Origin of the sequence: Streptomyces flavotricini, from assembly GCF_020639365.1 — a bacterium.
In the GTDB taxonomy this organism is placed as follows: Bacteria; Actinomycetota; Actinomycetes; order Streptomycetales; family Streptomycetaceae; genus Streptomyces; species Streptomyces flavotricini.
This window is the reverse complement of record NZ_JAINUL010000001.1, coordinates 7,755,619-7,778,242: the sequence shown is the minus strand read 5'-3', so window position 1 is coordinate 7,778,242 and position 22,624 is coordinate 7,755,619. Positions and strand designations below refer to the sequence as shown.

General features: G+C 72.9%; 18 protein-coding genes and 1 pseudogene. 4 read left to right on the top strand and 15 right to left on the bottom strand.

Going from position 1 to position 22,624, the window contains the following annotated elements; genetic code table 11:
• Positions 1–28: 28 nt before the first annotated feature.
• From K7B10_RS35570 to K7B10_RS35560, 3 genes are all read left to right on the top strand, one after another.
• A complete protein-coding gene (locus tag K7B10_RS35570) occupies positions 29–313 on the top strand; it encodes an SHOCT domain-containing protein (protein WP_229343066.1) in 285 nt (94 codons plus the stop codon).
• A 57-nt stretch (positions 314–370) separates the two neighbouring features.
• Positions 371–1,765, top strand: a complete 1,395-nt coding sequence (locus tag K7B10_RS35565) for a chloride channel protein (protein WP_229343064.1) — start codon at positions 371–373, stop codon at positions 1,763–1,765.
• A gap of 89 nt (positions 1,766–1,854) precedes the next feature.
• Entirely contained in the window at positions 1,855–2,649 is a 795-nt protein-coding gene (locus K7B10_RS35560; RefSeq protein ID WP_229343063.1) for an aminotransferase class IV, read from the top strand.
• A 155-nt stretch (positions 2,650–2,804) separates the two neighbouring features.
• On the opposite strand, the gene K7B10_RS35555 is transcribed toward K7B10_RS35560, so the two are convergent.
• Positions 2,805–3,320, bottom strand: a complete 516-nt coding sequence (locus K7B10_RS35555) for a hypothetical protein (protein ID WP_229343061.1) — start codon at positions 3,318–3,320, stop codon at positions 2,805–2,807.
• 245 nt (positions 3,321–3,565) lie between these two features.
• Here K7B10_RS35555 and K7B10_RS35550 point away from each other — a divergent pair.
• Positions 3,566–3,934: pseudogene (locus K7B10_RS35550) on the top strand (sensor histidine kinase); the annotation flags it as partial.
• Between the two features lie 52 nt (positions 3,935–3,986).
• Here K7B10_RS35550 and K7B10_RS35545 read toward each other — a convergent pair.
• The 14 genes from K7B10_RS35545 to K7B10_RS35475 form a co-directional block, all read right to left on the bottom strand.
• Complete coding sequence (locus K7B10_RS35545) at positions 3,987–4,343, bottom strand: VOC family protein (RefSeq protein ID WP_229343057.1); 357 nt, start codon at positions 4,341–4,343, stop codon at positions 3,987–3,989.
• Between the two features lie 9 nt (positions 4,344–4,352).
• Positions 4,353–5,558 carry a PP2C family protein-serine/threonine phosphatase gene (locus K7B10_RS35540; RefSeq protein WP_229343055.1) on the bottom strand — a complete coding sequence of 402 codons (1,206 nt, stop codon included), beginning with the start codon at positions 5,556–5,558 and terminating at the stop codon, positions 4,353–4,355.
• Between the two features lie 172 nt (positions 5,559–5,730).
• On the bottom strand, positions 5,731–8,568 hold the full coding sequence (locus K7B10_RS35535) for a DUF5682 family protein (protein WP_229343053.1): 2,838 nt from the start codon (positions 8,566–8,568) through the stop codon (positions 5,731–5,733).
• A complete protein-coding gene (locus K7B10_RS35530) occupies positions 8,565–9,677 on the bottom strand; it encodes an ATP-binding protein (RefSeq protein WP_229343051.1) in 1,113 nt (370 codons plus the stop codon). The genes K7B10_RS35535 and K7B10_RS35530 overlap by 4 nt, the downstream gene beginning before the upstream one ends.
• 102 nt (positions 9,678–9,779) lie before the next feature.
• Complete coding sequence (locus tag K7B10_RS35525; RefSeq protein ID WP_229343049.1) at positions 9,780–11,180, bottom strand: vWA domain-containing protein; 1,401 nt, start codon at positions 11,178–11,180, stop codon at positions 9,780–9,782.
• Complete coding sequence (locus K7B10_RS35520) at positions 11,177–12,613, bottom strand: hypothetical protein (protein ID WP_372481577.1); 1,437 nt, start codon at positions 12,611–12,613, stop codon at positions 11,177–11,179. Before K7B10_RS35520 ends, K7B10_RS35525 begins: the two co-directional genes overlap by 4 nt.
• A 593-nt stretch (positions 12,614–13,206) precedes the next feature.
• Positions 13,207–13,473 carry a hypothetical protein gene (locus K7B10_RS35510; protein WP_229343047.1) on the bottom strand — a complete coding sequence of 89 codons (267 nt, stop codon included), beginning with the start codon at positions 13,471–13,473 and terminating at the stop codon, positions 13,207–13,209.
• Positions 13,474–13,803: 330 nt separating this feature from the next.
• Positions 13,804–14,142, bottom strand: a complete 339-nt coding sequence (locus K7B10_RS35505) for an ArsR/SmtB family transcription factor (RefSeq protein WP_229343045.1) — start codon at positions 14,140–14,142, stop codon at positions 13,804–13,806.
• 158 nt (positions 14,143–14,300) lie between these two features.
• The gene (locus K7B10_RS35500) at positions 14,301–14,675 is read right to left on the bottom strand and encodes a hypothetical protein (protein ID WP_229343044.1); all 375 of its coding nucleotides are present in this window, start codon (positions 14,673–14,675) and stop codon (positions 14,301–14,303) included.
• 253 nt (positions 14,676–14,928) lie between these two features.
• Positions 14,929–17,457 (bottom strand): aldehyde dehydrogenase family protein, encoded by a 2,529-nt coding sequence (locus tag K7B10_RS35495; RefSeq protein WP_229343042.1) that lies wholly within the window; start codon positions 17,455–17,457, stop codon positions 14,929–14,931.
• Positions 17,454–18,650: a LuxE/PaaK family acyltransferase gene (locus K7B10_RS35490; RefSeq protein ID WP_229343040.1), complete on the bottom strand. Its 1,197-nt coding sequence runs from the start codon at positions 18,648–18,650 to the stop codon at positions 17,454–17,456. The genes K7B10_RS35495 and K7B10_RS35490 overlap by 4 nt, the downstream gene beginning before the upstream one ends.
• Positions 18,647–19,783, bottom strand: a complete 1,137-nt coding sequence (locus K7B10_RS35485) for a GNAT family N-acetyltransferase (protein WP_229343038.1) — start codon at positions 19,781–19,783, stop codon at positions 18,647–18,649. Before K7B10_RS35485 ends, K7B10_RS35490 begins: the two co-directional genes overlap by 4 nt.
• Entirely contained in the window at positions 19,780–21,096 is a 1,317-nt protein-coding gene (locus tag K7B10_RS35480; RefSeq protein WP_229343036.1) for an MFS transporter, read from the bottom strand. The genes K7B10_RS35485 and K7B10_RS35480 overlap by 4 nt, the downstream gene beginning before the upstream one ends.
• On the bottom strand, positions 21,093–22,367 hold the full coding sequence (locus tag K7B10_RS35475) for a phenylacetate--CoA ligase family protein (RefSeq protein WP_229343034.1): 1,275 nt from the start codon (positions 22,365–22,367) through the stop codon (positions 21,093–21,095). Before K7B10_RS35475 ends, K7B10_RS35480 begins: the two co-directional genes overlap by 4 nt.
• Positions 22,368–22,624 lie beyond the last annotated feature (257 nt).

The window sequence follows — 22,624 nt, the reverse complement described above, 5'->3', positions numbered from 1 at the left end:
CTTCACCGCACCCCTGGAGATGAGCACCATGCCCGGACTTCTTCGCGGAGTCGCCCGTACGGCCGTCGTCGCCGGCACCGCAACCGCCGTGTCCAACCGGGTGTCCCGGCGGCAGGCGGGCCGTTGGGCGCAGCAAGAGGCGCCGCAGGCCGAGGCCGCGCCGCCGCCCCCTCCCCCTCCTCCGCCGCCGGCCCCTGCCGCCGATGACATGAGCACGAGGATCGACCAGCTCAAGCAGCTCAGCACCCTCAAGGAGCAGGGAGTGCTGACCGAGGAGGAATTCGCCGAGCAGAAGCGTCGGCTCCTCGGCTGACGGAGCACCCTGTGCCGGACGCACCGGTGAGGGACGGGGGAGGGAAGGAACGGCCCCATGACGCAGCCGACGCAGCCGAGTCCGAATCGGGGTCCGGGTCCTGGTCCGCAGCCGCCGTCGCGGCCCGCGGAAGCCCAGAAGCTCGGCGAGCTGATCCGGACTCCCGGGTACCGCAAGACGCTGGTGTTCTGCGGACTCATCGGCATCCCGGTCTCGCTGGCCGCGTTCTGGTTCCTCGCCGGGCTGCAGACACTGGAGGGCCTGGTCTGGGTTGACCTGCCGCATGCCCTCGGCCACGACACTCCGCCCTGGTGGTGGCCCCTGCCGCTCCTGCTCCTGTCGGGTGTCTGCGTCGGGCAGATCGTCACCCGGCTCCCCGGGGCCGGAGGGCACGTCCCCGCCTCCGGCCTGCACGCGGGCGGTCCCGGAGCCGCGGCCCTGCCCGGAGTGGTCCTCGCAGCCGTGTTCAGCCTCCCGCTCGGTGCCACACTCGGCCCCGAGGCCCCGCTCATCGCGCTGGGCGGCGGGCTCGCGATCGGTCTGCGGCACCTCACCGGCACGCCGGAGACACCGATGAGCACCGCGCTGCTGGGCGCGGCCGGATCCGCCGCGGCGATCGCCACCATTTTCGGCAATCCGCTGATCGGCGCGGTGCTGCTCATGGAGGTCGTGGGCGTGGGAGGCCCCCAGTTGTTCGCCGTCATGCTGCCCGCGCTGCTGGCGAGCGGCATCGGCTCGCTCGTGTTCACCGGATTCGGCCACTGGACCGGACTGAAGACCGGCGACCTGTCGCTGAAGGAGCCCTCGGGCGTCCAGTTCCCCCGCCTGGACGCCGGCGACGTGCTCTGGTCGATCCTCCTCGCCGCCGCCCTCGCGGTCGGCGTTCACCTGGTCCAGTACGGCGGCCGGCTCACCGCCGTCCGGGTCGCCAGGCGGCCGCTGACCGTCACCGCCCTCTGCGCGCTCGCCGCCGGCGCCTGCGCCGCCGCCTACTCCCTGGGCACCGGCCGCTCCCCCGTGGACGTGGCCTCCTCGGGCCAGAACACGCTGGCCCAGCTGGCCGGTGACCCGCACGCCTGGGGCGTGGGCGCGCTGATCGCCGTGCTCCTCTGCAAGGGCGCGGCCTTCTCCCTGTGCCTGGGCAGTCTGCGGGGCGGTCCCATCTTCCCGTCGCTGTTCCTCGGCGCCGCAGCGGGCGTGCTCTGCTCGCCGCTGGCGGGGTTCGGCGTCGGCGCCGGGCTGGCGGCCGGCATGGCCGCCGCCACCGTGAGCGCGCTGCGGCTGCCGGTCAGCAGCGTGGTGCTCGTCGTGCTCGTACTGGGCAGCACGGAGATGATCCCGGTGGCGATCCTCGCCACCGTCGTGGCGCTCGTGACGATCGAGCTCCTGCCGCCCGGCCCGGCGATCCCGCCCGTCGGCCGTATGCACCGCCCCGCGGTGCCGGCCCCGTAGCGGCCCGCCGGGCCGCTGAGACCGATGCCGGTGAACGGCCGCAGGGCCGGGGCTCCCGGAGGCAGGGCCACGACGTGCAGACTGCCCGTATGGCAACCCTGAACGGCTCCTCCGCCTCTCCCGAGGCCCTCCAGGCCCTCGCGCTGACCAATTACGGCCATTTCACCACCATGCGGGTGGAGGACGGCGGGGTGCGGGGGCTGGCCCTCCACCTCGCCCGGCTGGTCGCGGACTGCCGTGCGGTGTTCGGCGCGGAGCTGGATGCCGAATGGGTGCGGGAGTGCGTACGGAGGGAAGCCGGCGGGCGGGCCGGGGCGCTCATGGTGCGGGTCACGGTCTTCGACCCCGACCTGGAGCTGACGGCCCCCGACCGTACGGGGCGGCCTGGCGTGCTGGTGACGACCCGGCCGGCCGCCGCGGGCGCCGCCGACCGGCCGCTGCCGCCGCTGCGCGTGCAGCGGCTCCCCTTCCGGCGGGACATGCCGTCGGTGAAGCACGTGGCGCTGTTCGGGCAGTTGCGGCTGCGGCGGGCGGCCCGGCTCGCCGGCTTCGACGACGTGCTGTTCACCGGTGCGGACGGGCTGGTCTCCGAGGGCTGCACGTGGAACATCGGCTTCGTGGACGAGGCCGGGACGGTGGTGTGGCCCGAGGCCGAGGTACTGCCCGGGACGACGATGCGGCTCCTGCGGGCCGCGGGGACCGCTCAGGTCACGGCTCCGGTGACGGACTCCCGGCTGCGCTCGATGCGGGCTGCGTTCGCGACGAGCACGGGCTTCGGCGTACGGGCGCTGGCGGCCGTAGACGACGTGTGCTTGCGCCCCGGCGACCCGGTGATCGGCGCACTGCGGGAGTGGTACGCGGCCGTGCCGCCGGACCGCCTCTAGCGGGCCGTGAAGGCCTGCCGCCGCCGATGGCAGTCGGCTTGCCCCCGGCCGCGTACGGCAGGCCGCGTACGGCAGGCCGCGTACGGCAGGCCGCGTACGGCAGGGGCGGGCCGCTCTCGCGGACACCCGGGGGGAGACGGACACCCCACGGCCCGTCAGCGGTGGTCCAGGCCTGACACCTTGAAGACCGTGGTGACGGTCTGCCGGTCGATGAGGCGCGAGAGCCGCCGCAGCGGGTCCGAGCCTTCCGTCACGGTGCCCAGGGACAGGCTCGCGCGGACGCCCTGCTCGAACAGGTGCCACAGCGCCGGGTTCGCCGCGAAGACCCTCGGATCGACCTCCAGCCGATTGCCGTCGAGGTCCCTCAGGACCAGGCGCTGCGCGACGCCGTCGTGCCAGGCGACCGAGACGAGCCGGTCGGTGTGGACGCGGCGGCGGTGGAGCAGTCCCCGCGTCGTGAGCAGGCCCGGGGCGGCACGGACACGGGTGGGCCACAGGACGGCGAACAGCGTCAGGCCGAGGGCCGTCCACAGCAGCACGCGCTGCCAGTGGGTGCAGCCGGCCGCCGCGTCGACGGCGACGAGCAGTCCTGGGAACAGTACGGAGATACCGGCTGCGGCCTGCGCGTCTCCCCGCCAGTCGCGGTCCTCCACGTGCTTCGGTCCGGGCATGCGGCCCATGGAACGCCGGCGGGCGGGCACCGGACCGCTTCTCTGACGCTCTTCTGACACCGGAAACGGAAACCCTGACGTCCCGCTGACGCGCACGGGCGGGAACCGTATGAAACGCATCAAAAGGCCGTCGTCGTGCGATACGCCGGCAGGCCGCGCGGGCACGGTGGAGGTGGCGGAGCACCGCCCCCACCAGGAGAATTCGGAGACGCGATCCGTGGACGCTGAGAACGTGGTCGGGCCGGCCGCGGCCCCTCGAGCCGGTCGTGGCCAACATCGTCGAGAACGCCGTCACGTACAGCCCGCACGGCCAGCCCGTCCACGTCTCCGCGAGCTCCTTGCTCTTCCGCGTGGAACTGCGCGTCGTGGTCCGCGGGCCGGGTGTGCCGGACGAGGCCAAGGACCGGATCTTCGAACCCTTCCGGCGCCACGGCGACGCACCCCGCGGCGCCGGGGTCGGCCTCGCGGTCGCCCGCGGCTTCACGGAGGCCATCGGCGGCACGCTGACCGCCGAGGACACCCCGGGCGGCGGGCTCAGCATGGTGCTCACCCTGCCGACGGCCGGCGATGCCCCGTCCCGCACCCCGGAACTCCCGGCCTCGGCGATCACCTGAGCCTCCCCGGAGGAACGCCCTGCCCGTCGGCCCGAGGGGCGGGGTCGCAGGGCTATCGGCGGCGGGAGGACAGCACGCAGAACTCGTTGTCCTCGGGGTCGGCCAGGACGATCCAGGTGACGTCCTGGCCCTGGCCGATGTCGGCCGGACGGGCGCCGTGGGCGAGGAGGCGGGCGACCTCCGCCGCCTGGTCGTCCGGGCGGAAGTCCAGGTGCAGGGGGCTCTTCGACCGCTTCGGCTGCGCCGCCCGCACGAAGAGCAGCCCGGGCAACCGGTCCGGTTCGGGGCGGATCTCGTACTCGTCCGGTGAGTCGTCAACGACCACCCACCCGAGCGCCTGCGCCCACCATCGGCCCAGCGCGACCGGGTCCTGAGCCTCGACGATCGTCTGCTCCCACTCCAGCGTCATACCGGGACCCTACGGCCTGCGCGGCCGGATGCGGGCGGCCAGTACGGCGACGTCGTCCTCCGCGTGCCGGGCGTCCAAGGCCACCACCACCGCGTCCACCATCTCCTCCACGGTCTCCCCCACCGGCAGCCGCAGCCCGGCCAGCCGGGCCAGCGAGACGTCGATGTCCTCGCCGCGCCGCTCCACCAGCCCGTCGGTGAACATCAGCAGGGTCTCCTCGCCGGTGATCCGCCGGGTCATGCCCTCGTAGCCGCCCACCCCGGTGCCCAGCGGCGGACCCACCGGGACGTCGACCAGGACCGCCGTGCTGTCCGCCCCGAAGACCGCCGGCGGCAGGTGGCCGGCGCTGGCGAAGTCGGCGACCCCGCGCGCCGGGTCGACCCGTACGAGCAGGCAGGTGGCGGGCCGCCGGGCCGGGTCCTCGGCCACGAGCGCGTCCAGCTGACGCAGCACGCGGTGCGGGGCCAGATCCGTCGATGCCACGTCGCGCAGCGTGGAACGGTAGGCGTTCATGTCGACGGCGGCGTCGAGTCCGTGGCCCATCACGTCCCCGACCACCAGCAGCGTGCGGCCGAAGTGCAGCCGGACCGTCTCGAACCAGTCCCCGCCGACCAAGGCCCGGGAGCCGACCGGCAGGTAGCGGCTCGCCATCTCAAGATTGGGGTGCGGCCTGCCCGGCTCCGCCACCAGCGCCCGCTGCAGGTGCAGCGCCGTGTCCTCGGTGGCGGCCAGCTCCCGGGCGTGACCCAGATGCACCGCGGCCAGCCGGGCCGTGAAATGGACGGTAGCCGCCTCGTGGTCGCTGAAGCCGCCGTGGGCCCGCACGGCCAGCACCGCGCCGTGCACCCGGTTGCGGGCCAGCAGCGGAACCGACACGAGGTGCACCCGGGTGCCTCCGGAGGCCACCACCCACTCGGACAGGGGATGCCCGCCGTCGATGGCGCGTACGGACGGCGACTCGTCGGGCTGCGCGCTCAGCAGCCCGACGGCCCCGGCCACCGCGACCCGGCGCAGTTCGCCGTCCCCGGCCCGCAGGTCCACCGCGACGGCGTCGCACAGGGTGCGGAACAGGAAGCCGGCCAGCTCCTGGCAGGTGGCGTTCTCGTCGAGCCTCGTCCCGATCTGCTCGGCCGCGGCCTCCATCGCACGCAGCCGCTCGCGCAGCGCCTCGTACTCCCCCGGCGGCCCGGCGGACCTCCCGTCATGCTCCGACAAGACACCTCCCCGGCCCCTGTCAGCCGAAGAGGCCATTCCACCAGCACCACCCGCCGCCCGCACGCGCGCCGCGCGCCCACCGGACCGGCGGATCACCGCGGGGTCACCGCACCGGCACCGCCGGCGCGCCCCCTCCGGGCGCTGACGCCTGACCGGATCACACCGGGCGGGTTCAGCGGGCGGCCAACAGCGCCTCCAGGGCCCGGGCGGTGTCCGGGTGGCGCGCGATCAGGGCCGCGCCCGACGGAGCCGGAGCCGGCCCGCTCCACGCGGCGTCGCAGCCCAGCAGGGCGGCGACGGCGTCGCAGGTCTGCGGGTGGGCCGTGAGCAGCGCGGCGGCTCTGCCGCGGGCCCGCGGCAGAGCCGCCGGCGACGTCTGCTCCAGCCACGGCGGCACCCACGCGTCCAGCGCCGTCAGCCGGCCGGGGAAGATCCGCCCGGCCTCGCGGATCAGCAGCGGAACCGACTCGGCCCCGCCGGACCGCAACGTCGTGATCAGGGTCGGCAGCCACGGCAGCAGCACCGGATCCGGCAGCCGCGCGAACGCGTTCGACACCGCCTCCACGACGAAGTCGGCCAGCTGCGGCACCGGCTCCAGCGCGTGCAGGAATCCGCTGAGGTAGCGCGGATAGGCGGGTACGACGAGGGGGTTGCCCAGCAGTTCGTCGCACCGCGCCCGCAGCTCCGTACGGGAGAGCCGCCCCAGGTGCACCTCGGCCGCCCACAGCAGCGCCAGCTTCGCCGGCTCCTGCGGATGCGACTGCGCGAAGGCCAGCTCCAGCTGGGTCCGGTCGCATCCGAGCGACAGGGCCAGGCTCTCCATGCTGAACAGGAAGCCCAGCATCGCGCCGACCTGCCGGACGGTCGCGTCCTCGTCGGTGAACGCCGTCGGCAGCAGCGTGCAGTAGTGCGCGTAGCCGGTCTTGACGAACGACTCGATCCACGCGGGCAGCGCCGGTTCGCTCGTCCGGTAGTGGGCCAGCAGCCTGCGCACACGCTGCAGGACCTCCGGCGCTCCGTCGACGCTGCGTTCCGTCGCCAGGACCTCCAGGGCCCGCGTGCCCAGTTCGTCGGCGAGGCGGCGGCTGCGCAGGTGGAGCGTCGCGTCCTCCACGGCCTGCAGGACCGTCGCCGTCGTCGCCTGCGGTCCGTACGCGGTGCGGCGCAGGCGCTGCTCCAGGACCTGTTCGATGCTGACGCCCTCGTAACCGAGCTCGATCAGCGCCCGCTGGTGCGTGCCCAGCGCGAGGTCCCACGACTCCTGGATCGGCCGCTCCCCGAGCCGCCGCTCGCCCATGATCGGCCGCGCCGTGCCCGGCGGCATCAGGTGGCGCAGCATCCACAGGACGTCGGAGCACTTCTCCAGTTCGGGGCGGGAGGCCATGTCCAGCAAGGCCCGCTGCACACCGCGCTGCTGGAGTTTGAGACCGATCGGCGCGAGCCGGTCGTGTACGTCGCGCGCCAGCGGCGGCAGCGCGTCGTAGCCGACCCGGCCGATCCGGTCGCCGCCCATCATGATCTCGACGAGGCGGCGCACGTCGCGCCGGCCCGGCACCGAGTCCTTCTCGATGCAGGTGATCGCCGCGTCCTGGAAGTCGTACGGAGTGGGCTTGGCCCGATCCCGCATGCCGGCCAGCAGGATCGACGTCTCGAAGACGGCGATGGCGTCGGCGGTGGAGGCGAGGTAGCCGCTCCGGCGCGCGGCGCGCACGATCTCCACCGACCAGCCGAGCAGTTCGGCCTCGTCCAGGGGGTCGAGGACGGGCGGACGCCGAAGGAATCCGGACAGCATGTCGGCGGCCCGGTCGGAGGGTGAGTCCGGCGCCGCGGCGGCCGCCACCGCCTTCCGCGGCTTCGCCGCCTTCTTCGTGCCCGCCTGCCCGTCCAGCCGGAACGGCCGTATCCGCGTCCGCTTGAGGTTCTTCGCCCACTGCGTGGCCGCGATCGACACGGAACCGGCGGCCAGGCCGAACTGCGCCTCGATCGCCGCATGGCTGGACGGGATGAGCCCGTACTGCCACGTACTCGCACTGGGCGGGCTGATCTCGAAGGTGTCGGCGCCGTGGACACCGAACTCGGCGACCCGGCTGGCCGCGTGGAACGCTCCGCAGACGTACAGGCACTCGGCGGGATCGGTGCCGGATGCGGCGAGGTGTCGGCGCATCCGCGTCCACATGTGGCGCTCGCGGTCCTCGTCCACGCGCACGCGCGCCGGATCCCCGGGCGCCAGCCGCCGGAACAGGCTGCCGATCAGCAGCATGACCTGGCGGTACGTGTCGTGGTCGCTGTCGCCGAGGGGCAGTTCGACGTACTGGTGCCACCATTCCGACCAGTGGCGCACCCGGCCGTGGTGGAGCAGGTGCTCCTCCAGCTCGGCGAAGCGCGGACGCAGGTCGCCGATCTCCACTCCGACCGCGTCGCCGTGCAGCGCGGCCTCCTCCTCGGCCGGCGGCGCGTCCGGGTCGGCCGGCTCCCCGGGCGACTGCGCCCCGTCGTCCGCCTGCCACTGGAACACGTGGTCCGAGGAGCGGTCGACGAGGACCAGTTCGACGCCCGGCGTGTCCAGCGCGTACGCGATGGCCTGGTACTCGGCCGAGGCCTCCGTGATCGGTGCGACGACCGACAGCGGCGCCCATTCGGCCGGGAAGCCGTCGACCTCGCTCGCGAACGCCTGCACCGCCACCGGGAGCCGGCAGTTGCGCAGCTCGGTCAGGAGCGGAGCCATGTCCTCGCAGAGCTCCAGGTAGACCACCTTCGGCTGCTTCTCCCGCAGGCGCCGGGCCATCGCGACGGCCGAGGCCGGCGAGTGGTGGCAGACGGGGAAGACCTCCAGCGGTTCGCGTACGGCGCGGTCGACGTCGTCGACGATGCCGAGGAGGATCCCCTCCAGCGCGTCGGGTCCGTCGGCGAAGGCCGTGGCGGCTTCCTGGAGCTGCGTGCGCAGCGCCTCGAAGGTCGTCCCGTCCTGTGCCGGGCTCCCGTGTACGCGGCTCTCCTGTCCCGCGCTCATGACAGGGTGGCGATCGCCTCGCGGCCGCCCTCCAGGAACTCCGGCCAGGAGCCGCCCTCTTCCTTGCTGCGCGGCTCGACGACCCCGTGCAGGTACTTGTTGAGGATGGCCAGGTCCTCCGGCTCGCGCCGCGCCAGCGATCCGACGAGCGAGGAGGCCAGCGTGTGGGCGGTCAGGGTGCGCTCGCCGAAGAAGTTGCCGTGCAGGATCGCGTCCTCGAGCACGCCGATCTGCTCGGCGGTCGACAGCGCCGATTCGAGCTTCTCGTCGTCGCTGCCGGCCGCGGCCGCCGAGGCCCGCAGATCGGTGAAGCTCTGGAGCAGTACGTCGAGCAGGGTCGGCGGCACGTCCAGCTCGATCCGGTGCCGGCGCAGCAGCTCCTCGGTGCGGAAGCGGACGATCTCCTCCTCGCTCTTCTTGTTCGTCACCACGGGGATGCGGACGAAGTTGAAGCGGCGCTTGAGGGCGGAGGACAGGTCGTTGACTCCGCGGTCGCGGCTGTTGGCCGTGGCGATGACGGAGAATCCGGGCTTGGCGAAGACGATGTTCTCGCTGTCCAGCTCGGGGACGGAGATGTACTTCTCCGACAGGATCGAGATCAGCGCGTCCTGGACGTCGCTGGTCGAGCGGGTGAGCTCCTCGAAGCGGCCGATCGCGCCGGTCTCCATCGCGTTCATGATCGGCGAGGGGATCATCGACTCCCGCGACTGGCCCTTGGCGATCACCATGGACACGTTCCAGGAGTACTTGATGTGGTCCTCGGTGGTGCCGGCCGTGCCCTGCACCACGAGGGTGGAGTTGCGGCAGATCGCGGCGGAGAGCAGCTCCGCCAGCCAGCTCTTGCCGGTGCCCGGGTCGCCGATCAGCAGGAGGCCCCGGTCGGAGGCCAGGGTGACGATCGAGCGCTCGACGAAGCTGCGGTCGCCGTACCACTTCTGGGAGATCTCCCGGTCGAGGCCGTCGGAGCGCTCGGAGCCGAGGATGAACAGGCGGACCATCTTCGGGGAGAGGCGCCAGGAGAAGGGCTTGGGACCGTCGTCGACGGACTCCAGCCAGGCCAGTTCCTCCGCGTACTTGATCTCGGCGGGGGCGCGCAACAGGTCGGACATGTCAGGGCCTTTCTCGGGATGTCGAAAGTCTTGAGGTCTTGAGGTCTTGGGGCCCTGAGGACTTGGGGCCTTGAGGACTTGGGGCCTTGAGGACTTGGACGTCTAGGTGAGGAACGTCTTGAGTTCGTGCACGAGCTTGCTGATGTGGCCGGAGAGCACCGGCGTGCCGAGGTCCTTGAACCGCTCCCGGAACCACGGATTGACGCTCGCGCGGCCGGAGCTGGTGACCGAACCGACCGGAATGAACTTGGCGCCCGAGCGGTGGACGGCGGCCATGCTCTCGAAGAGCGGCTCGGTCTGCCATTCGTAGAAGTCCGAGATCCACACCACGACGGTGTTGCGCGGCTCGGCGATCTTCGGCTGGGCCAGCGCCATCGCGACGGTGCCGTCCGTGCCGCCGCCGAGGTTGGTGCGCAGGAGCGTCTCGAAGGGGTCGTGCACCCACGGGGTGAGGTCGAGCGCCTGGGTGTCGTACGCGATGAGGTGGACGTCCACCTTCGGCAGTCCGGCGAAGATCGAGGCCAGGATGGTGCAGTTGACCATCGAGTCGACCATCGAACCCGACTGGTCGACGACCACGATCAGCCGCTGGGGGGTCGTCTTGCGCGCGGTGTGCCGGTAGTAGAGGCGGTCCACGTACAGCCGCTCCTCCTCCGGGCTCCAGTTGGTGAGGTTCTTCCAGATCGTCCGGTCGAGGTCGAGGTTGCGGAACACGCGCTTGGGCGGGATCGAGCGGTCCAGGGCGCCGACCGTGGCCTTCTCCACCTGGGTGCGCAGCACCTCGGCGACCTCGTCGACGAAGCGGCGGATCAGAGCCTTGGCGTTGGCCAGGGCCACGCCGGACAGGTTGTTCTTGTCGCGCAGCAGCTGCTCGATCAGCGACATGCTCGGGGTCAGCCGAGCGGCGAGCCGGGGGTCGGCGAGCACCTCGCGCAGGCGCATCCGCTTGACCAGGCCGGCCTCGATGGCGCCGAGTTCCGGTCCGATTCCCCCGGCCCTGGCCCCGCGCAGCTCGCCGGGCTTGCATCCGAGCGAGCGCTCCAGCCAGCCCGCGTCGGACTGCCACCGTGACAGCTGCCCGGCGGTGACCGTGCCGGAGCCGGTGGAGAAGACGTTGAGCAGCACCTTCGAGACGAGGGCGGCGCGCCGTACCTCGGCGGCCCGGTCGCGTCCGCCGTCAACGGCGCCCGCCGAAGCCGAAGCCGCGTCGGACTCGGGCGAGGGCTCGGGCTCGGGCTCGGGCGAGGCCTCGGACGGCGCCATCAGGCCGTCGAACTCGGCGGCCAGTTCCGGGTGGCGCTGCACGATCGAGTCGACGGACGCCTGCGGGTCCAGCAGGGCGGACGGCAGGCCGATGTCCTCGACGACGGCCAGGCTCCCCGATTCGAGCGTCGCCTGCTCCTCCGGGTCGAAGAGGCGGGCGAGGAGGCGCCAGTACAGGAGCTGCCTGCGGTTGTCCTCGGGGGTGGGGAGCGCCTCGGCTCCCGGTTCCTGTCCGGTCATTTCCGCAGCAGCCTTCCGGCTCGTTCGCGCAGCACCGCCGCGGCGTCGGTGGCGGCCTTCTCGGCTTTCACCCCGGCCTTGTCCGCCGTGCCGCCGGCCCAGGCACCGGCGTGCACCGCGACCGCCTTCTTCCGTACGGTGGTTTCGACGGCGAGCGGCTGGAGGGTGAAGGTCCCGGCGTCCCAGCGGAGCAGTCCGATGCACGCGCCGGACGCGGCGACGGCTTCCGGGGTGAGCGGTCCGGCGGTGGGGATCCGGTCCGCGTCGACGGCGAAGTCGGTGCCCGCGACGGTCATCGTCAGCGCGCCCTCGTCGTCCGTACGGGTGGCATAGCCCTCCAGGAAGACGGGTGCGGCGATCCGCGCCGGGTGGCGGTCCAGCGGCGCGGTCGCGGAGGCGCTCGCGGCGGGCAGTGACACCCGCGCGGCGGCGAAGGCGTCGACCGCCCCGCCCGGGCGGGCGTGGGCGTCGCTCCAGATCAGGTCGCCCTCGGCCGTGACCGGCATGTCGGCCAGGTCCATCGAGCGGCCTTCGCCGACCGCCGCCAGGAGCGACATGTGCGGGCGGAGCAGTTGCCACAGGCCGGCCCCGACGACCGTGTCGGGCTTCGGCGCCGAGACGCCGGCCCGCACCAGCCGCGGCGCGGATCCGTCCGCCGGCTCGAACACCGCGTGGACCTGGGCCTGTACGGCGGTCGCGTGCTCGTGCAGGTCGACGCCGAGCGGCAGGAGTCGCCCGGTGGCCGTCCCGGTGGCGACCGCGTCGGCGGCGCCGGGCAGCGTCAGCAGCAGCGCGCGCGACCAGAGGTCGGCCCAGCGGCGTACGGGGACACGGTCCAGGGTGGCCCCCGGACAGGAGGCGGCCAGCTCGGCCGCGAACCCGTCGAGGAGCGTCGCCAGGCGGCGCAGCGCCGGGTCGGGAAGCATCGCGGAGACGACCGGCGCCGACGCCGAGACCAGGTCGTGGTCGATGCCCTGCCAGCCGGAGCGGGCGAGGTCGCAGAGCCAGGATCGGGCGGCGACCAGCAGGTTGGGAGCCTGCGCCCCGCCGGGGGGCAGGCCTTCGTCCGTGCTCGGGGGTCTGCCCGTCACCTCCGCGACGCGGGTCGTCAGTGCGTCGTGGACGGAGCCGAGCAGGGCGGTGCGGGCGGCGGCGAGGGCTACGAAGTGCGCCTCGCCCGCGGCTCCGGCCACCGCCTTCTCGGCGGCTTCGGCGACCCTGGCGGCCAGCGGGCTCCCCGAGAGGGCTTCGGCGAACGCGGTCAGACCGGCGGCCCGGTCGGGCCGCGGCCGCAGCAGGCCGCGGACGAGGGCCTCGTCGAAGGCGTCCACGGCGGCCAGGGCTTCGTCGAGCCCCGCGACGGCTTCGGCCGGCGCCTCGGCGCGCTCCCCCGCGCTCGTCGCCTCCGCCCTGGTCGGCGGGAACCACTGCATCTCGGGCAACGGCACGGTGGTCGGCGCGAGTTCCAGGTAGGCCAGATGGCGCAGGAACCGGCTGAACACGGGCGCGGCGGCCGTGGTGTCCCCCTGCGGAGGACGGGCGGCGACCATGTCGGCGGTGATGCCGGGCGCGGTCGGCTCGCCGTCGGCGGCCTCGACCCGCAGGTAGCGGGCGACGCGCGGGGCGCCGTACTGGAGCACCGCCTCGTTGATCAGGGCCCGGATGTGGTTGCAGAACGAGCCCCGCGCGCCGCCGCAGGGCCGGTTGTTGTTCGTGCTGCAGGCGAAGGCGTAGGTGCCGGCCGCGACCGACGAGACGTACACCCGCTCTATGTCGGAGCCGCTGGACACCACGCCCTGCAGGCGCCCGTCGGCGAGCTCGACGAACGGGACCTTGGCGAGTTTGCGCGGCCGTGCGGGTGGTACCACCCGGGCCGTGCTCGACCTCTCCCAAACTGACAACGCACCCATCTCCCATGCAGCAAGGCGAGTTCCGCGCCGTTCGGCGGGACTCTGCTGAACATAGGTGCGAGCACTGACAACGCCCTGGTCGCGGGCTGTTCCGGCCGCTCCGGCCGCGGGCCGCCCTACCCGTCGGCGAGCTGTGCCACCCAGCCGTACGGAAGCTCCGCGCCGTCGAGCGTCACCGCCTCGACGGTGCGCGTCCGGGGGTCGATGTCGGCCTGTACCCCCTCGCCCGCGTACCGCGGATAGCCGGAGGCCCCGAATTCACCGGTGGCCTCGACCAGGGCGGTGCGCAGCACCCCCCGCCGGGCGGAATCACCGGGCTCGGCGAGCGCCGGACGCAGGACGACGGTGTAGCTGGCGGGGTGGGACGCGGAGGAGGATTCCATGCGCCCCAGGCTAGCCACCGACCGGCCGCCGAGCCGGTATCCCGACCCCGTGGCCCGTCCGCGTCCCGCGGCCCGCCCCCTGCCGCCGCCGGACCCGGAAGACACCTCCCAGGGGGCGTCTCGCCGATCATGCCGGGCTCGCGGCGGCCTGATCGAAAGGCACGGCCTAAGGGCTGTCCCGTAATCCGCGGTGGGTCAGCGCGCGGCGTCAGATGCGGTGCATCGCAAGGCGGAGGGTCGTCCTCATACTGGGCGCATTCGGGCGATCCCGACAACGCAGCGAGGTGCCGTAGCTGGCGCCGCGCGCCCGCCGGGGATACGGGACAGCCCTTAGCGCCGGGGGTCCACCTGGCGCAGTTCGGCCAGGAGTTCGCTCTGGCCCGCCAGGAGTTCGGTCAGGATGCGGCGGGCCGCACGCAGGAGCTCGGCCACGTCGCCCCCGGCGAGGGCGTAGGTGACGGTCCCGCCGTCGCGCGTGGAGACGACGATGCCGGAGCGGCGCAGGACCGCCAGTTGCTGGGACAGGTTGGACGGCTCGATGTCGATCTCGGCGAGCAGCTCGCGGACGGGTCTCGGACCGTTCTGCAGGAGCTCCAGAACACGGATCCTGACGGGGTGTCCGAGCATGCGGAAGAACTCGGCTTTCGCCTGGTACAGGGGTACCTGCATGCCCACGCACGCTCCCGCCTTCAGTTAGACCTTGCTTGCGGCTCCATCATTCCGCCCGATGGGCCCACGCACGCCCCTGCTTGACCAATTTCGGATGTGCCGGATTGAAGAGTTCTTCAATTCATGGGCATGCGTGGGCCCGAGGGAGCGGACACTCCCTAGATCTCGAGTGCGGATTCGATGCGCTTCAGCTGGTGCCGGGCCATCGCCAGATTCGAGTTCGCCTTGTTCAGTACGACGTACAGGAACAGCCCGTCGTTCCCGCGGCCCCTGAGCAGCCGGATCAGGTGGTACTGACTCCCGAGGGTGATCAGCAGGTCCTCGATCTCGTCTTTCAGGCCCAGCATTTCCATGGTGCGGACCTTGGCCCGGATCACGTCCGTGTTTCCCGCCGCGGCGACCGCCAGGTCGAGATCCTTGCCGCCGCCGAGGGCTCCCAGTGCCATACCGCTGGTGTAGTCGACGAGCGCGACCCCCAGGGTGCCCTCGATCGAGGTCATCGTCTCTTTCAACGAGACTTCCACATTTGCCATTGGCGCCCGCTCCCTCATCTCTGCGTTCGCGGCCGGCGCCCGCCTGCTTCCGCGGTACGCCTGACCTCTCGTGAGACCGACGCTACTGAGCGTGCGCGGGAACGGGAGGAGAACGGGAGATTTGACGGAAAACCTCCCATCGCTCGTCTAAGATCCGCCCGGCACACGCGAGATCGCGGCGTGCTCCGGTGTCGCGCTCCCGCCCGCCGCCCCGCCCGCGAGGGGGGGGCGGGCGGGGGCGGACCGGCGGGGACTACCGCCTGCGGTCCACCACGGCCAGCAGCTTCCCGCTGGTCGCCGCACGCTCCAGGTCGGCTCCGTCCACCGCCTCGACCGCGAAGTCGAGCAGCTTTTCCGCCACCGCCGACCGCACCTCCGGGTACGCGGCCAGGAAGGCCTCCCGGGCCCGTTCCGGGTCCGGGGCGTGGGCGCTCTCCAGCCGTACGGTGAGGCCTTCCCGGGCCGCCCCGGCGGTCAGGACGGCCTGGAGCTCACCGCCGTACCCCAGCCGCTCCCCCGCGATGGCCACGAAGCGGCGGTAGTTGAGGAAGTACGTCGCCACCCGCACCACCTCGCCCATCCGGCCCAGCAGTTCGAACCGCGGGGCATGGCTGCCGCAAGGGCAGCGGCCGGGCAGCGCGCGCCCGAGGTCGCCGATCACGTACCGGTCGAGGTGCTGTCCGCGCCGGGCACGGGTGGTGAAGACGAGCCGGCCGGTCTCCCCCGGTGCCACGGGCCGGTCCTCGTCGACGTCGACGATCTCCAGCGTGTGCAGGTCGGCGTGGAGGTGGTGGACGCTGCCGCCGCTCTGCGCGCACTGGTAGCCGAGCGGGCCGAGGTCCGTGCTGCCGTAGGTGATCGAGTGGATGACCTCGATGCCGAAGGTCTCGGTCAGCGTCCTGCGCTGCTCCTCGGTGAAGTGCTCGCCGCCGTAGTAGATCTTGCGCAGACCCCCGTACGAGCGCAGCAGGTCGGCTTCCTCGTGCAGGAGCTGCCAGAGGTACGAGGGCATGCCGAAGAGCGTGTCCACCTCGTACGCGGCGATCATCTCCGCGGTGGCCCGGTGGTCGGAGCCGGCCGCCATCGGCATCTGGACTCCGCCGAGCCGCTCCAGGATGGAGAAGAAGCTGATGAACCCGCCGTACATGCCGCCGCAGTAGAAGAGGTTGGCCGTACGGTCGCGGGCCGGGTCGTAGCCGGCGGCGAGCAGGCCGCGGGCGGCGGCGTGCATCTGCGTGTCGTAGTCCTCGTACGTGAACAGCGACAGGGCGGGCGTACCGGTGCTTCCGCCGCTGCGGAAGTACAGCTCGGCGTCGCTCCGGTCGACCCCCCGGTTGAGGTCCTGTGCGGCGGCCTTGTCCAGCAGCGGCCCGGTCGGCGGCGGAAAGGCCGCCGGGCGGGCGAGGTCGTCGAGGCAGGCGGTGGAGGCGAAGCGCGCGTCGGCCCGGACCGCGACGCGGCGGCTGTAGCGCTGGAGGGCGTAGACCCCGTCGTGCGGTTCGCCGGCGTAGCCCGCGGTCATGGCCCCGACGGGGGTGACACGGGTGGCGCCGGCGGCCAGCACCAGCGCGGAGAGCTCGGCGATGTCGGTGCGGCTGCCCGCGATGGCGGCCGTCTGGAGGTAGCGGCGCATGGGGCGCAGCGTGGCGATGAGGTCCTTGCGGGGCAGCGGCTTGACCCAGACGCTGCGGTGCAGCGGCGAGGCGGTGAGCGCCGGGCGGGTGTCGGCCATGACGCGCCAGGTGCCGTCGGGGGCGGCCAGGACGCGAGTGAGGCCGAGGTGCTCCTCCAGGCGGGCGAGGTGCTCGGTGGTGGTGAGTTCGGCGTACTCGGCCGGGTCGAGGTCTCGGTCCCGCGCGGCGGGCCCCGGCTGCGCGGCCAGGGCCGCGGCGAGGCGCTCGGCGAACGCGTGCAGGACCTCGGTGTTCCCGGCGTCCGTGTCGAGGTAGACGACCTGGGGGCTGGAGCAGGCCTGCTGCTCGAAGAGGCAGACGTCCCCGGCCAGGGCGGTGGAGGTCGCCTCGTCCTCCCAGGCGTCCTCGGTGACGTACGCGAAGGAGATCTTGTGTCCCCACTCCACCAGGCGGCAGCCGGCCGGGACGTGGGCGGCGACGCCCTCGACGGCGGCCTCGCCGCCCCAGACCGCGACCGCGTCGGCGGGAGCGCACATCAGGCGCAGCCACTCCTGGCGGGAGGAGGGGAAGCGGAGCACGATGATGCGCTCGGCGAGGGCGCCGGTCGGGTCCTGCGCGGCGAGTTCGGCGAGGAGGTGCTGGGCGAGGAAGGTGTCGGCGCTGCTGGTCTTGAGGACGTTGACGTTCCCTGCGAGGAGTCCCTCGATGAGGCTGAGCGGGGCGACGGTGGCGGCGTTGCCCGGGGCTATGTGGGCGACCAGGCCGACGGGCGCCCAGGCTTCGTAGACCGTCTCCTTGGCGTCGGGGCGGTTCAGCCGCTGCGGGGCGGTGCCGCCCAGCTCGCGGCGGAGCTTGCGGGTGAGGGAGGCGCGGCCGAGGAACTCGGCGAGTTCTGCGAGGAGTTCCTCCCGCTCCGCGTCGTCGCCCTCGGGCAGGTGCGGGGCCAGCCGCTCGCGCAGACGGTGGCCGGGGGTGCGCAGGGCGCGCGACAGCGCGTCGCAGGCGGCCAGGACGGTCTCGGTGTCGAGCGGTGCGGCGAGCGCGGACTCGACGGCCGCGGGCAGGGTGGTCAGCCGACGGGCGGCCTCCTCGTCCCCGATGAAGGTGCCCTGCCAGTAGTGGTGGTTGAGGTTGATGGTGTCGGTCACGACATTCCCTTCATCAGTTCGGCGGCGGCCACGGCACAGCTGCGGTTGCGGCTGACCCCGGCGCGGCCGTGGATCGTGAACCACGGGGTGGTCAGCTCGCAGCCGCACTCCTCGCCCGGGTGGAGCGAGGCGAGGTCGCCCATGACGACGCTCTGCGCCGGTACGGAGGTGATGTACGGGGACACCAGGTGCAGGTAGCCGCGCTCGCCGTACGGCAGCGGTTCGAGGGTGCGGGTCGAGCGGATGAAGACGCGGGACCAGACGGGTGCGTGGAGGTTGTGGTGCGCGCACTCGATGTACGGGATGCAGTGTTCGACCGAGCCGAAGGTGTCCCGGATCCGCTCCGAGGGGACGCCCAGCTGCTCGGTGACGCGGGCGTACAGCTCGTGCTTGCCGATCTGCCGGTCGGTGTGACCCTTCCAGCCGCCGCCGAGGATGATCAGCGAGCCTTCGGGCAGCCGCAGCGGCGGGAGGCCCATGGCCCGCATCCGCTCCAGCGTGAACCAGAGGAAGGCCGGGAAGCCGAGGATGCGGACGGGTACGTCGTCCTCGGCGAAGCGGCGCAGCGCGGCGACGCAGCCGAAGGGGTCGAACTCGTGCCCGTTGCCGGTGTTGCGCAGGGCGTACTCGACCTGGCGGGCCGGGGCGAAGTCGCACAGGTAGTTGTCGGTGAACGAGGTGCCCAGGTTGAGGTCGCGGGCGGGCTCGTAGCTGTAGAGCAGGTAGTTGACCGGCTGGTCGGGGGTGATCCAGCCGTTGTGGTCGAAGATGCGGGCGACCATGCGCTGGGCGGAGCGGATGGTCCACTCGTCGAAGAACATCTGCGACTTCTGTCCGGTGGTGCCGGAGGAGGTCAGGTGGAGGTGGACCTCTTCCTCGGGTATGGACAGGACCTCGTGGCGCTTGAAGAAGTTCGCGTGCACCAGGGGCGCCCGGTACGGGGTGTCCGGGCGCGCGCCGTCGTCGTGGAGGCTGCGGAAGAAGGGGGAGCGGTCGCGGTGCCAGGCGTTGATCTCCGCCATGGCGGCGGCGAACAGCTCTTCCTCGGCGGGGCCGGAGGTGTAGGGCCCGGTCAGGTCGCAGAGCTGCTGCACCCTTCCGAGGGCGGCGGCGTCGGGGACGTCGACGGGGGCGAGATGGGGTTTCGAAGGGGTCGCGGTCGGGGTCACGGAAGGGGCCGTGGAAGGGGTCATGAAACAACCTCACGTACGGGCAGATGGGTCGACGTCCAGGCCGACACATAGGAATCGAGGAAGGGCCGCAGCGGCGGGTCGACGACCAGCCCGCGGAAATCGATGTGCTCGGCGGTCCGGGACATCACCACGTAGTCGTGGAAGCCGTCCCCGTCCCGGCGCATGGCCGGGTACAGGGCGCCGGCGATGAAGCCCTGGGCGGCGAAGGCGGAGAGCGCGGCGTGGTGGTCCAGCGGTACGAGCGCCTCCACGTAGCCCGCTCCGGCGCGGGTCAGGGTCCGGGTGACCGGCTCCAGCCAGCCGGCGGCGGCCGCCGGGTCGGGGTGGGCGGTGACCAGGGCGCAGTAGCCGCCGGTGCGGTTGAGGTAGGCGTACACCTCGAACCCGCCGTCGTCGGGGGTGAGCAGGATGTTGGGGGTGTGCAGCGGGTAGAACCAGCGGCCGGTGTCGGGGAAGTGCTCCTGGAAGCGGCGGCGGACGAAGGCCGGCGCCTCGATCATCTCCAGCCGGCGGGGGGCGGGCCCCGCGGGCACCGGAGCCGGCCGGGTCGGCCGGGCGTCCGCGTAGCTGATGCCGAGGCTGGCCTCGGCGGTGCGCAGCAGCGGCAGCAGGGAGGCGGGGACCTCGGTGACGGGGACCCGGCGGTCCAGCACCCCGGGCGAGTGACGCGCGTAGAGTGCGAGGCTTTCGCGGCTGCTGAGATCCACGGCGTTGGGCAGGATGCCGAGCGGGCGGAAGCCGTTGCGGGCCACGACGCGCTGGGGTCCGGCGCTGACCGTACGGACGGTGGCGTACACCGAGTCGAGCTTTCCGGCGTCGAGGGTGCCCGCGCACACGGCCTCGGTCAGCTGCCCGGCGAGCCCGGATCCGCGCTGGTCCGGGTGGACGGCGAGGCCTTCGAGGCGGCCGACCCGGCTGCCGGGTTCGCCGTGGACCGCGGCCGATCCGGCGAGGGCGCCGGTGCGGGGGCAGCGGGCGACGAGCCAGAGCGTGTGCGGGTCCTGGATCAGCCGGGACATCTCGGCGGGGTCGGTGCCGAGGGCGGTCGGGTAGTGCGGGCCGTAGACGGCGTAGTAGAGCTGGCGGAGATCGGCGATGTCGGCCGGGGTGGCCTGCTCGATCGTGGCGGTCATCGCGGGCCTCCTGCGGGGGCGGGCTCGGGGGCGGGGGCCTCGTGCGGTGCTCCGGCCGGACGGGCGTGGCCGGGCAGCAGGGCCAGGGCGAGGGCGAGGGCGGCGGGCACGAGTCCGGCCGCCTGGATCAGGCACAGCGTCTGGGCGCAGAGGTGGTCTCCGAGGAAGCCGAAGAGCAGCGAGGCGACCGGGAAGGTCGCGCCGAGGACGGCCTGCATGACGGCGAAGAACGCGGGCTTGTCGGCGGCCGGGACCAGCCTCTGGAACAGGGCCACGAAGCGGACGCCGATCACCCCGACGCACCAGCCGGTCAGCAGCAGGGACCCGGCGATGACCGGCCGCGCGGCGACGAGGCCGGGGACGGCGAGGGCGGCGGCCATCGCGCCCAGGCAGGCGGTGCCGACCACGGCGGGCCGGCCGGGCACCCGGGCGCCGGTGAAGGAGCCGAGGAGCGTGCCCGCGCCGAGCGAGGCCTCCAGGAGGGCGACGGTGCCGCCGTCGCCGTGCAGCACGGAGGCGGTGTAGAGCGGCATGACGACGAAGACGGCCGTGGTGAAGAGGTTGGCCGCGGTGAAGCAGAGCAGGATGCCTCGCACGTACGGCATGGAGCCCAGCAGCCGGCGCAGGGTCCGGCGCGGCGCGCCCTCCTCGTCGGCGGCATCGGCCGCGCCGGAAGGGGCGTGGCCATCGGGAGGAGCGGCGGTGCGGAACCGTACGGTCGCGATGAGCAGGGCGGCCGTGGCGTAGGCGGCGGCGCAGCCCGTGGCGAGACCGGCCACCCCGGCGGCGTCCACGACGACGGCGCCGAGCAGGGCTCCGCCGAGACTCGCCAGCGACTGGGTGGACAGTTCGAATCCCGTCGCGGCCTCGATGTCCGCGTCGTCGACGAGCTCGGGCACGGAGGTGGTCAGGCAGGGGTCGAAGAAGGCCTGGCAGGTCGCCAGGGCGAGGGCGGCGCCGTAGGCCGCGGCGACCGGGAGGTCGCTCGCGCCGGCCCAGACGGCCAGCGCCGCGGCGGCCGCTCCCGCTCCCCCGGCGGCGGTGCGCAGCAGCGAGCGGTGGGCGAAGCGCGCGATGGCACGGGCGACGAGCGGGGCGAGGACGACGGCGGGCAGCGTGCTGACGGCCATGAACAGTCCGGCCGCGAAACCGCCGTCACCGGATGCGGCTTCGCTGATGAGCCACCAGGAGATGCCCACCTGGAACATCCGCACGCCGGCCTGGGTGAGGACCTGGCCGAGCCATACGGTGCCGAAGGCGCGGTTGCGCAGGACGAGGGGCAACCGGCGGGCGGGCACGGTCGGGGTCGTCATGCCGTCGGCCTCTCGTCGAGGACGCGGATGAGCTTGCCGGTACGGGAGTTGACCACCAGGTCGCGGTGGCGGGCCCACTCGACGCGGAGCGGGTGCACGAATCCGGCGGCGACGCTGTCGGGGTAGAGCGGCCGGGCGGTGTTCAGCCCGGTGACGACCTCCTCGGCGAGGACCTCCAGGCCGGCCGGGTCCTGGCCGGGGGCGGTGGCCAGGCGCAGCACGAGACCGTCGCGGCCCTCCCGGCGGCGTACGACGAGCTGGGTGCCGATGACACGGCAGGCGGTGTCGGCTTCGGCGACGGCGTTCGTGACGTCCTGCCAGTACAGCGATACGGGGCCGACGCGTACGCCTTCCTCGGCGCGGCCGAGGATGCGGAAGGCCCCGCCTTCGGTGTCGGTCCACTCCGCGCGGTCGCCGGCCGGATAGCGGATGACGGGCATGAGGCGGCGGTAGAGCTGCGTGACGACGACCCGTCCGGGGCGGCCCGGCTCGCGGATCGGTTCGCCGGTCGTCTCGTCGAGGATCTCGACGAGGGTGTGCGGGGTGAACGGGCGGTGCGTACGGGTGTCTTCGCCCGCGCCCGCCACCGGCCTCCCGAGGAGACCGCCGTCGACGCTGGCGTAGCCGAGCGAGCGGGGCGTGGCGCGGGGGAAGGCGGCCGCGAGGAGGCGGCGCTGGTCCTCGAAGAGGGCTTCGCCGCCGAAGAACAGGAACTCCACGCCGGACAGTCGGCGGCCGGCCGAGATCAGGTGATCGGCGAGGCGGCACAGCGTGGTCGGCGTGCCGGCGAGGACGTCTGCGGCGAAGTCCTCGATCGTGGCGAGCGTCGAGTCGAGCGGCGCGCCGCCGCCTATGGGCAGGCGGACGTTGGCGACGGGGGCGTGAGCGAGCGAGTCCAGGATGAACAGGAAACTGGCGTAGAGCTCACCGGCGTAGAAGAGGTCGGCGACGCGGTGCCCGGGCCGCAGGCCCGCGTCGACCATGCCGGAGCCGAAGGTGGTGACGAACTCCCGCCATTCCTCACGGGTGTAGCAGGAGAACCGCGGCGTGCCCGTGGTGCCGCCCGTCTTGAACACGACCGCTTCCCCGAGGGGGGCGGTCAGGACGCGGTTGTCGCGCAAGGTGTTGGCGGCCCAGAACGCGTCCTGGTCCACGACGGGCACGTCCGTGACCCGGCTCACGTGTGGCGGCAGGTCCGCGTAGAGCTCGGCGTAGAAAGGGGAACGGTCGCGGGCGAAACGCACGAGGTCTGAAAACTGCTGGACGGGCATGCTGCCTTTACCTCGAAAGATGAAAGATGAAAGTTGGAATAGGCGGAAGACAGGCGGCGTGCGCGTCGGGGGGTGGTGGAACTCACACCACTCTCATCCGTTGACCAGTCAACAATGCGTACGTTGCGCACAGTTGACGAGCGCGGCGTCAACCTGATGTCTGTTCACATGATGAGACAAGAGGAACGCACCGCCAAATCGATCGATGGCGGGACCACGGACTTCCGGCCCCGGGGGCCGAAACCGCGCAGCCGCCG

What these genes read in the sequence shown, in the direction of transcription:
- K7B10_RS35535 (WP_229343053.1), bottom strand. Translation starts at nt 8,568, where the DNA reads ATGAGCGCGGGACAGGAGAGCCGCGTACACGGGAGCCCGGCACAGGAC.
- K7B10_RS35520 (WP_372481577.1), bottom strand. Translation starts at nt 12,613, where the DNA reads ATGCAGTGGTTCCCGCCGACCAGGGCGGAGGCGACGAGCGCGGGGGAG.
- K7B10_RS35530 (WP_229343051.1), bottom strand. Translation starts at nt 9,677, where the DNA reads ATGTCCGACCTGTTGCGCGCCCCCGCCGAGATCAAGTACGCGGAGGAA.
- K7B10_RS35560 (WP_229343063.1), top strand. Translation starts at nt 1,855, where the DNA reads ATGGCAACCCTGAACGGCTCCTCCGCCTCTCCCGAGGCCCTCCAGGCC.
- K7B10_RS35525 (WP_229343049.1), bottom strand. Translation starts at nt 11,180, where the DNA reads ATGACCGGACAGGAACCGGGAGCCGAGGCGCTCCCCACCCCCGAGGAC.
- K7B10_RS35570 (WP_229343066.1), top strand. Translation starts at nt 29, where the DNA reads ATGCCCGGACTTCTTCGCGGAGTCGCCCGTACGGCCGTCGTCGCCGGC.
- K7B10_RS35565 (WP_229343064.1), top strand. Translation starts at nt 371, where the DNA reads ATGACGCAGCCGACGCAGCCGAGTCCGAATCGGGGTCCGGGTCCTGGT.
- K7B10_RS35505 (WP_229343045.1), bottom strand. Translation starts at nt 14,142, where the DNA reads ATGCAGGTACCCCTGTACCAGGCGAAAGCCGAGTTCTTCCGCATGCTC.
- K7B10_RS35480 (WP_229343036.1), bottom strand. Translation starts at nt 21,096, where the DNA reads ATGACGACCCCGACCGTGCCCGCCCGCCGGTTGCCCCTCGTCCTGCGC.
- K7B10_RS35555 (WP_229343061.1), bottom strand. Translation starts at nt 3,320, where the DNA reads ATGCCCGGACCGAAGCACGTGGAGGACCGCGACTGGCGGGGAGACGCG.
- K7B10_RS35545 (WP_229343057.1), bottom strand. Translation starts at nt 4,343, where the DNA reads ATGACGCTGGAGTGGGAGCAGACGATCGTCGAGGCTCAGGACCCGGTC.
- K7B10_RS35510 (WP_229343047.1), bottom strand. Translation starts at nt 13,473, where the DNA reads ATGGAATCCTCCTCCGCGTCCCACCCCGCCAGCTACACCGTCGTCCTG.
- K7B10_RS35490 (WP_229343040.1), bottom strand. Translation starts at nt 18,650, where the DNA reads ATGACCCCTTCCACGGCCCCTTCCGTGACCCCGACCGCGACCCCTTCG.
- K7B10_RS35500 (WP_229343044.1), bottom strand. Translation starts at nt 14,675, where the DNA reads ATGGCAAATGTGGAAGTCTCGTTGAAAGAGACGATGACCTCGATCGAG.
- K7B10_RS35475 (WP_229343034.1), bottom strand. Translation starts at nt 22,367, where the DNA reads ATGCCCGTCCAGCAGTTTTCAGACCTCGTGCGTTTCGCCCGCGACCGT.
- K7B10_RS35485 (WP_229343038.1), bottom strand. Translation starts at nt 19,783, where the DNA reads ATGACCGCCACGATCGAGCAGGCCACCCCGGCCGACATCGCCGATCTC.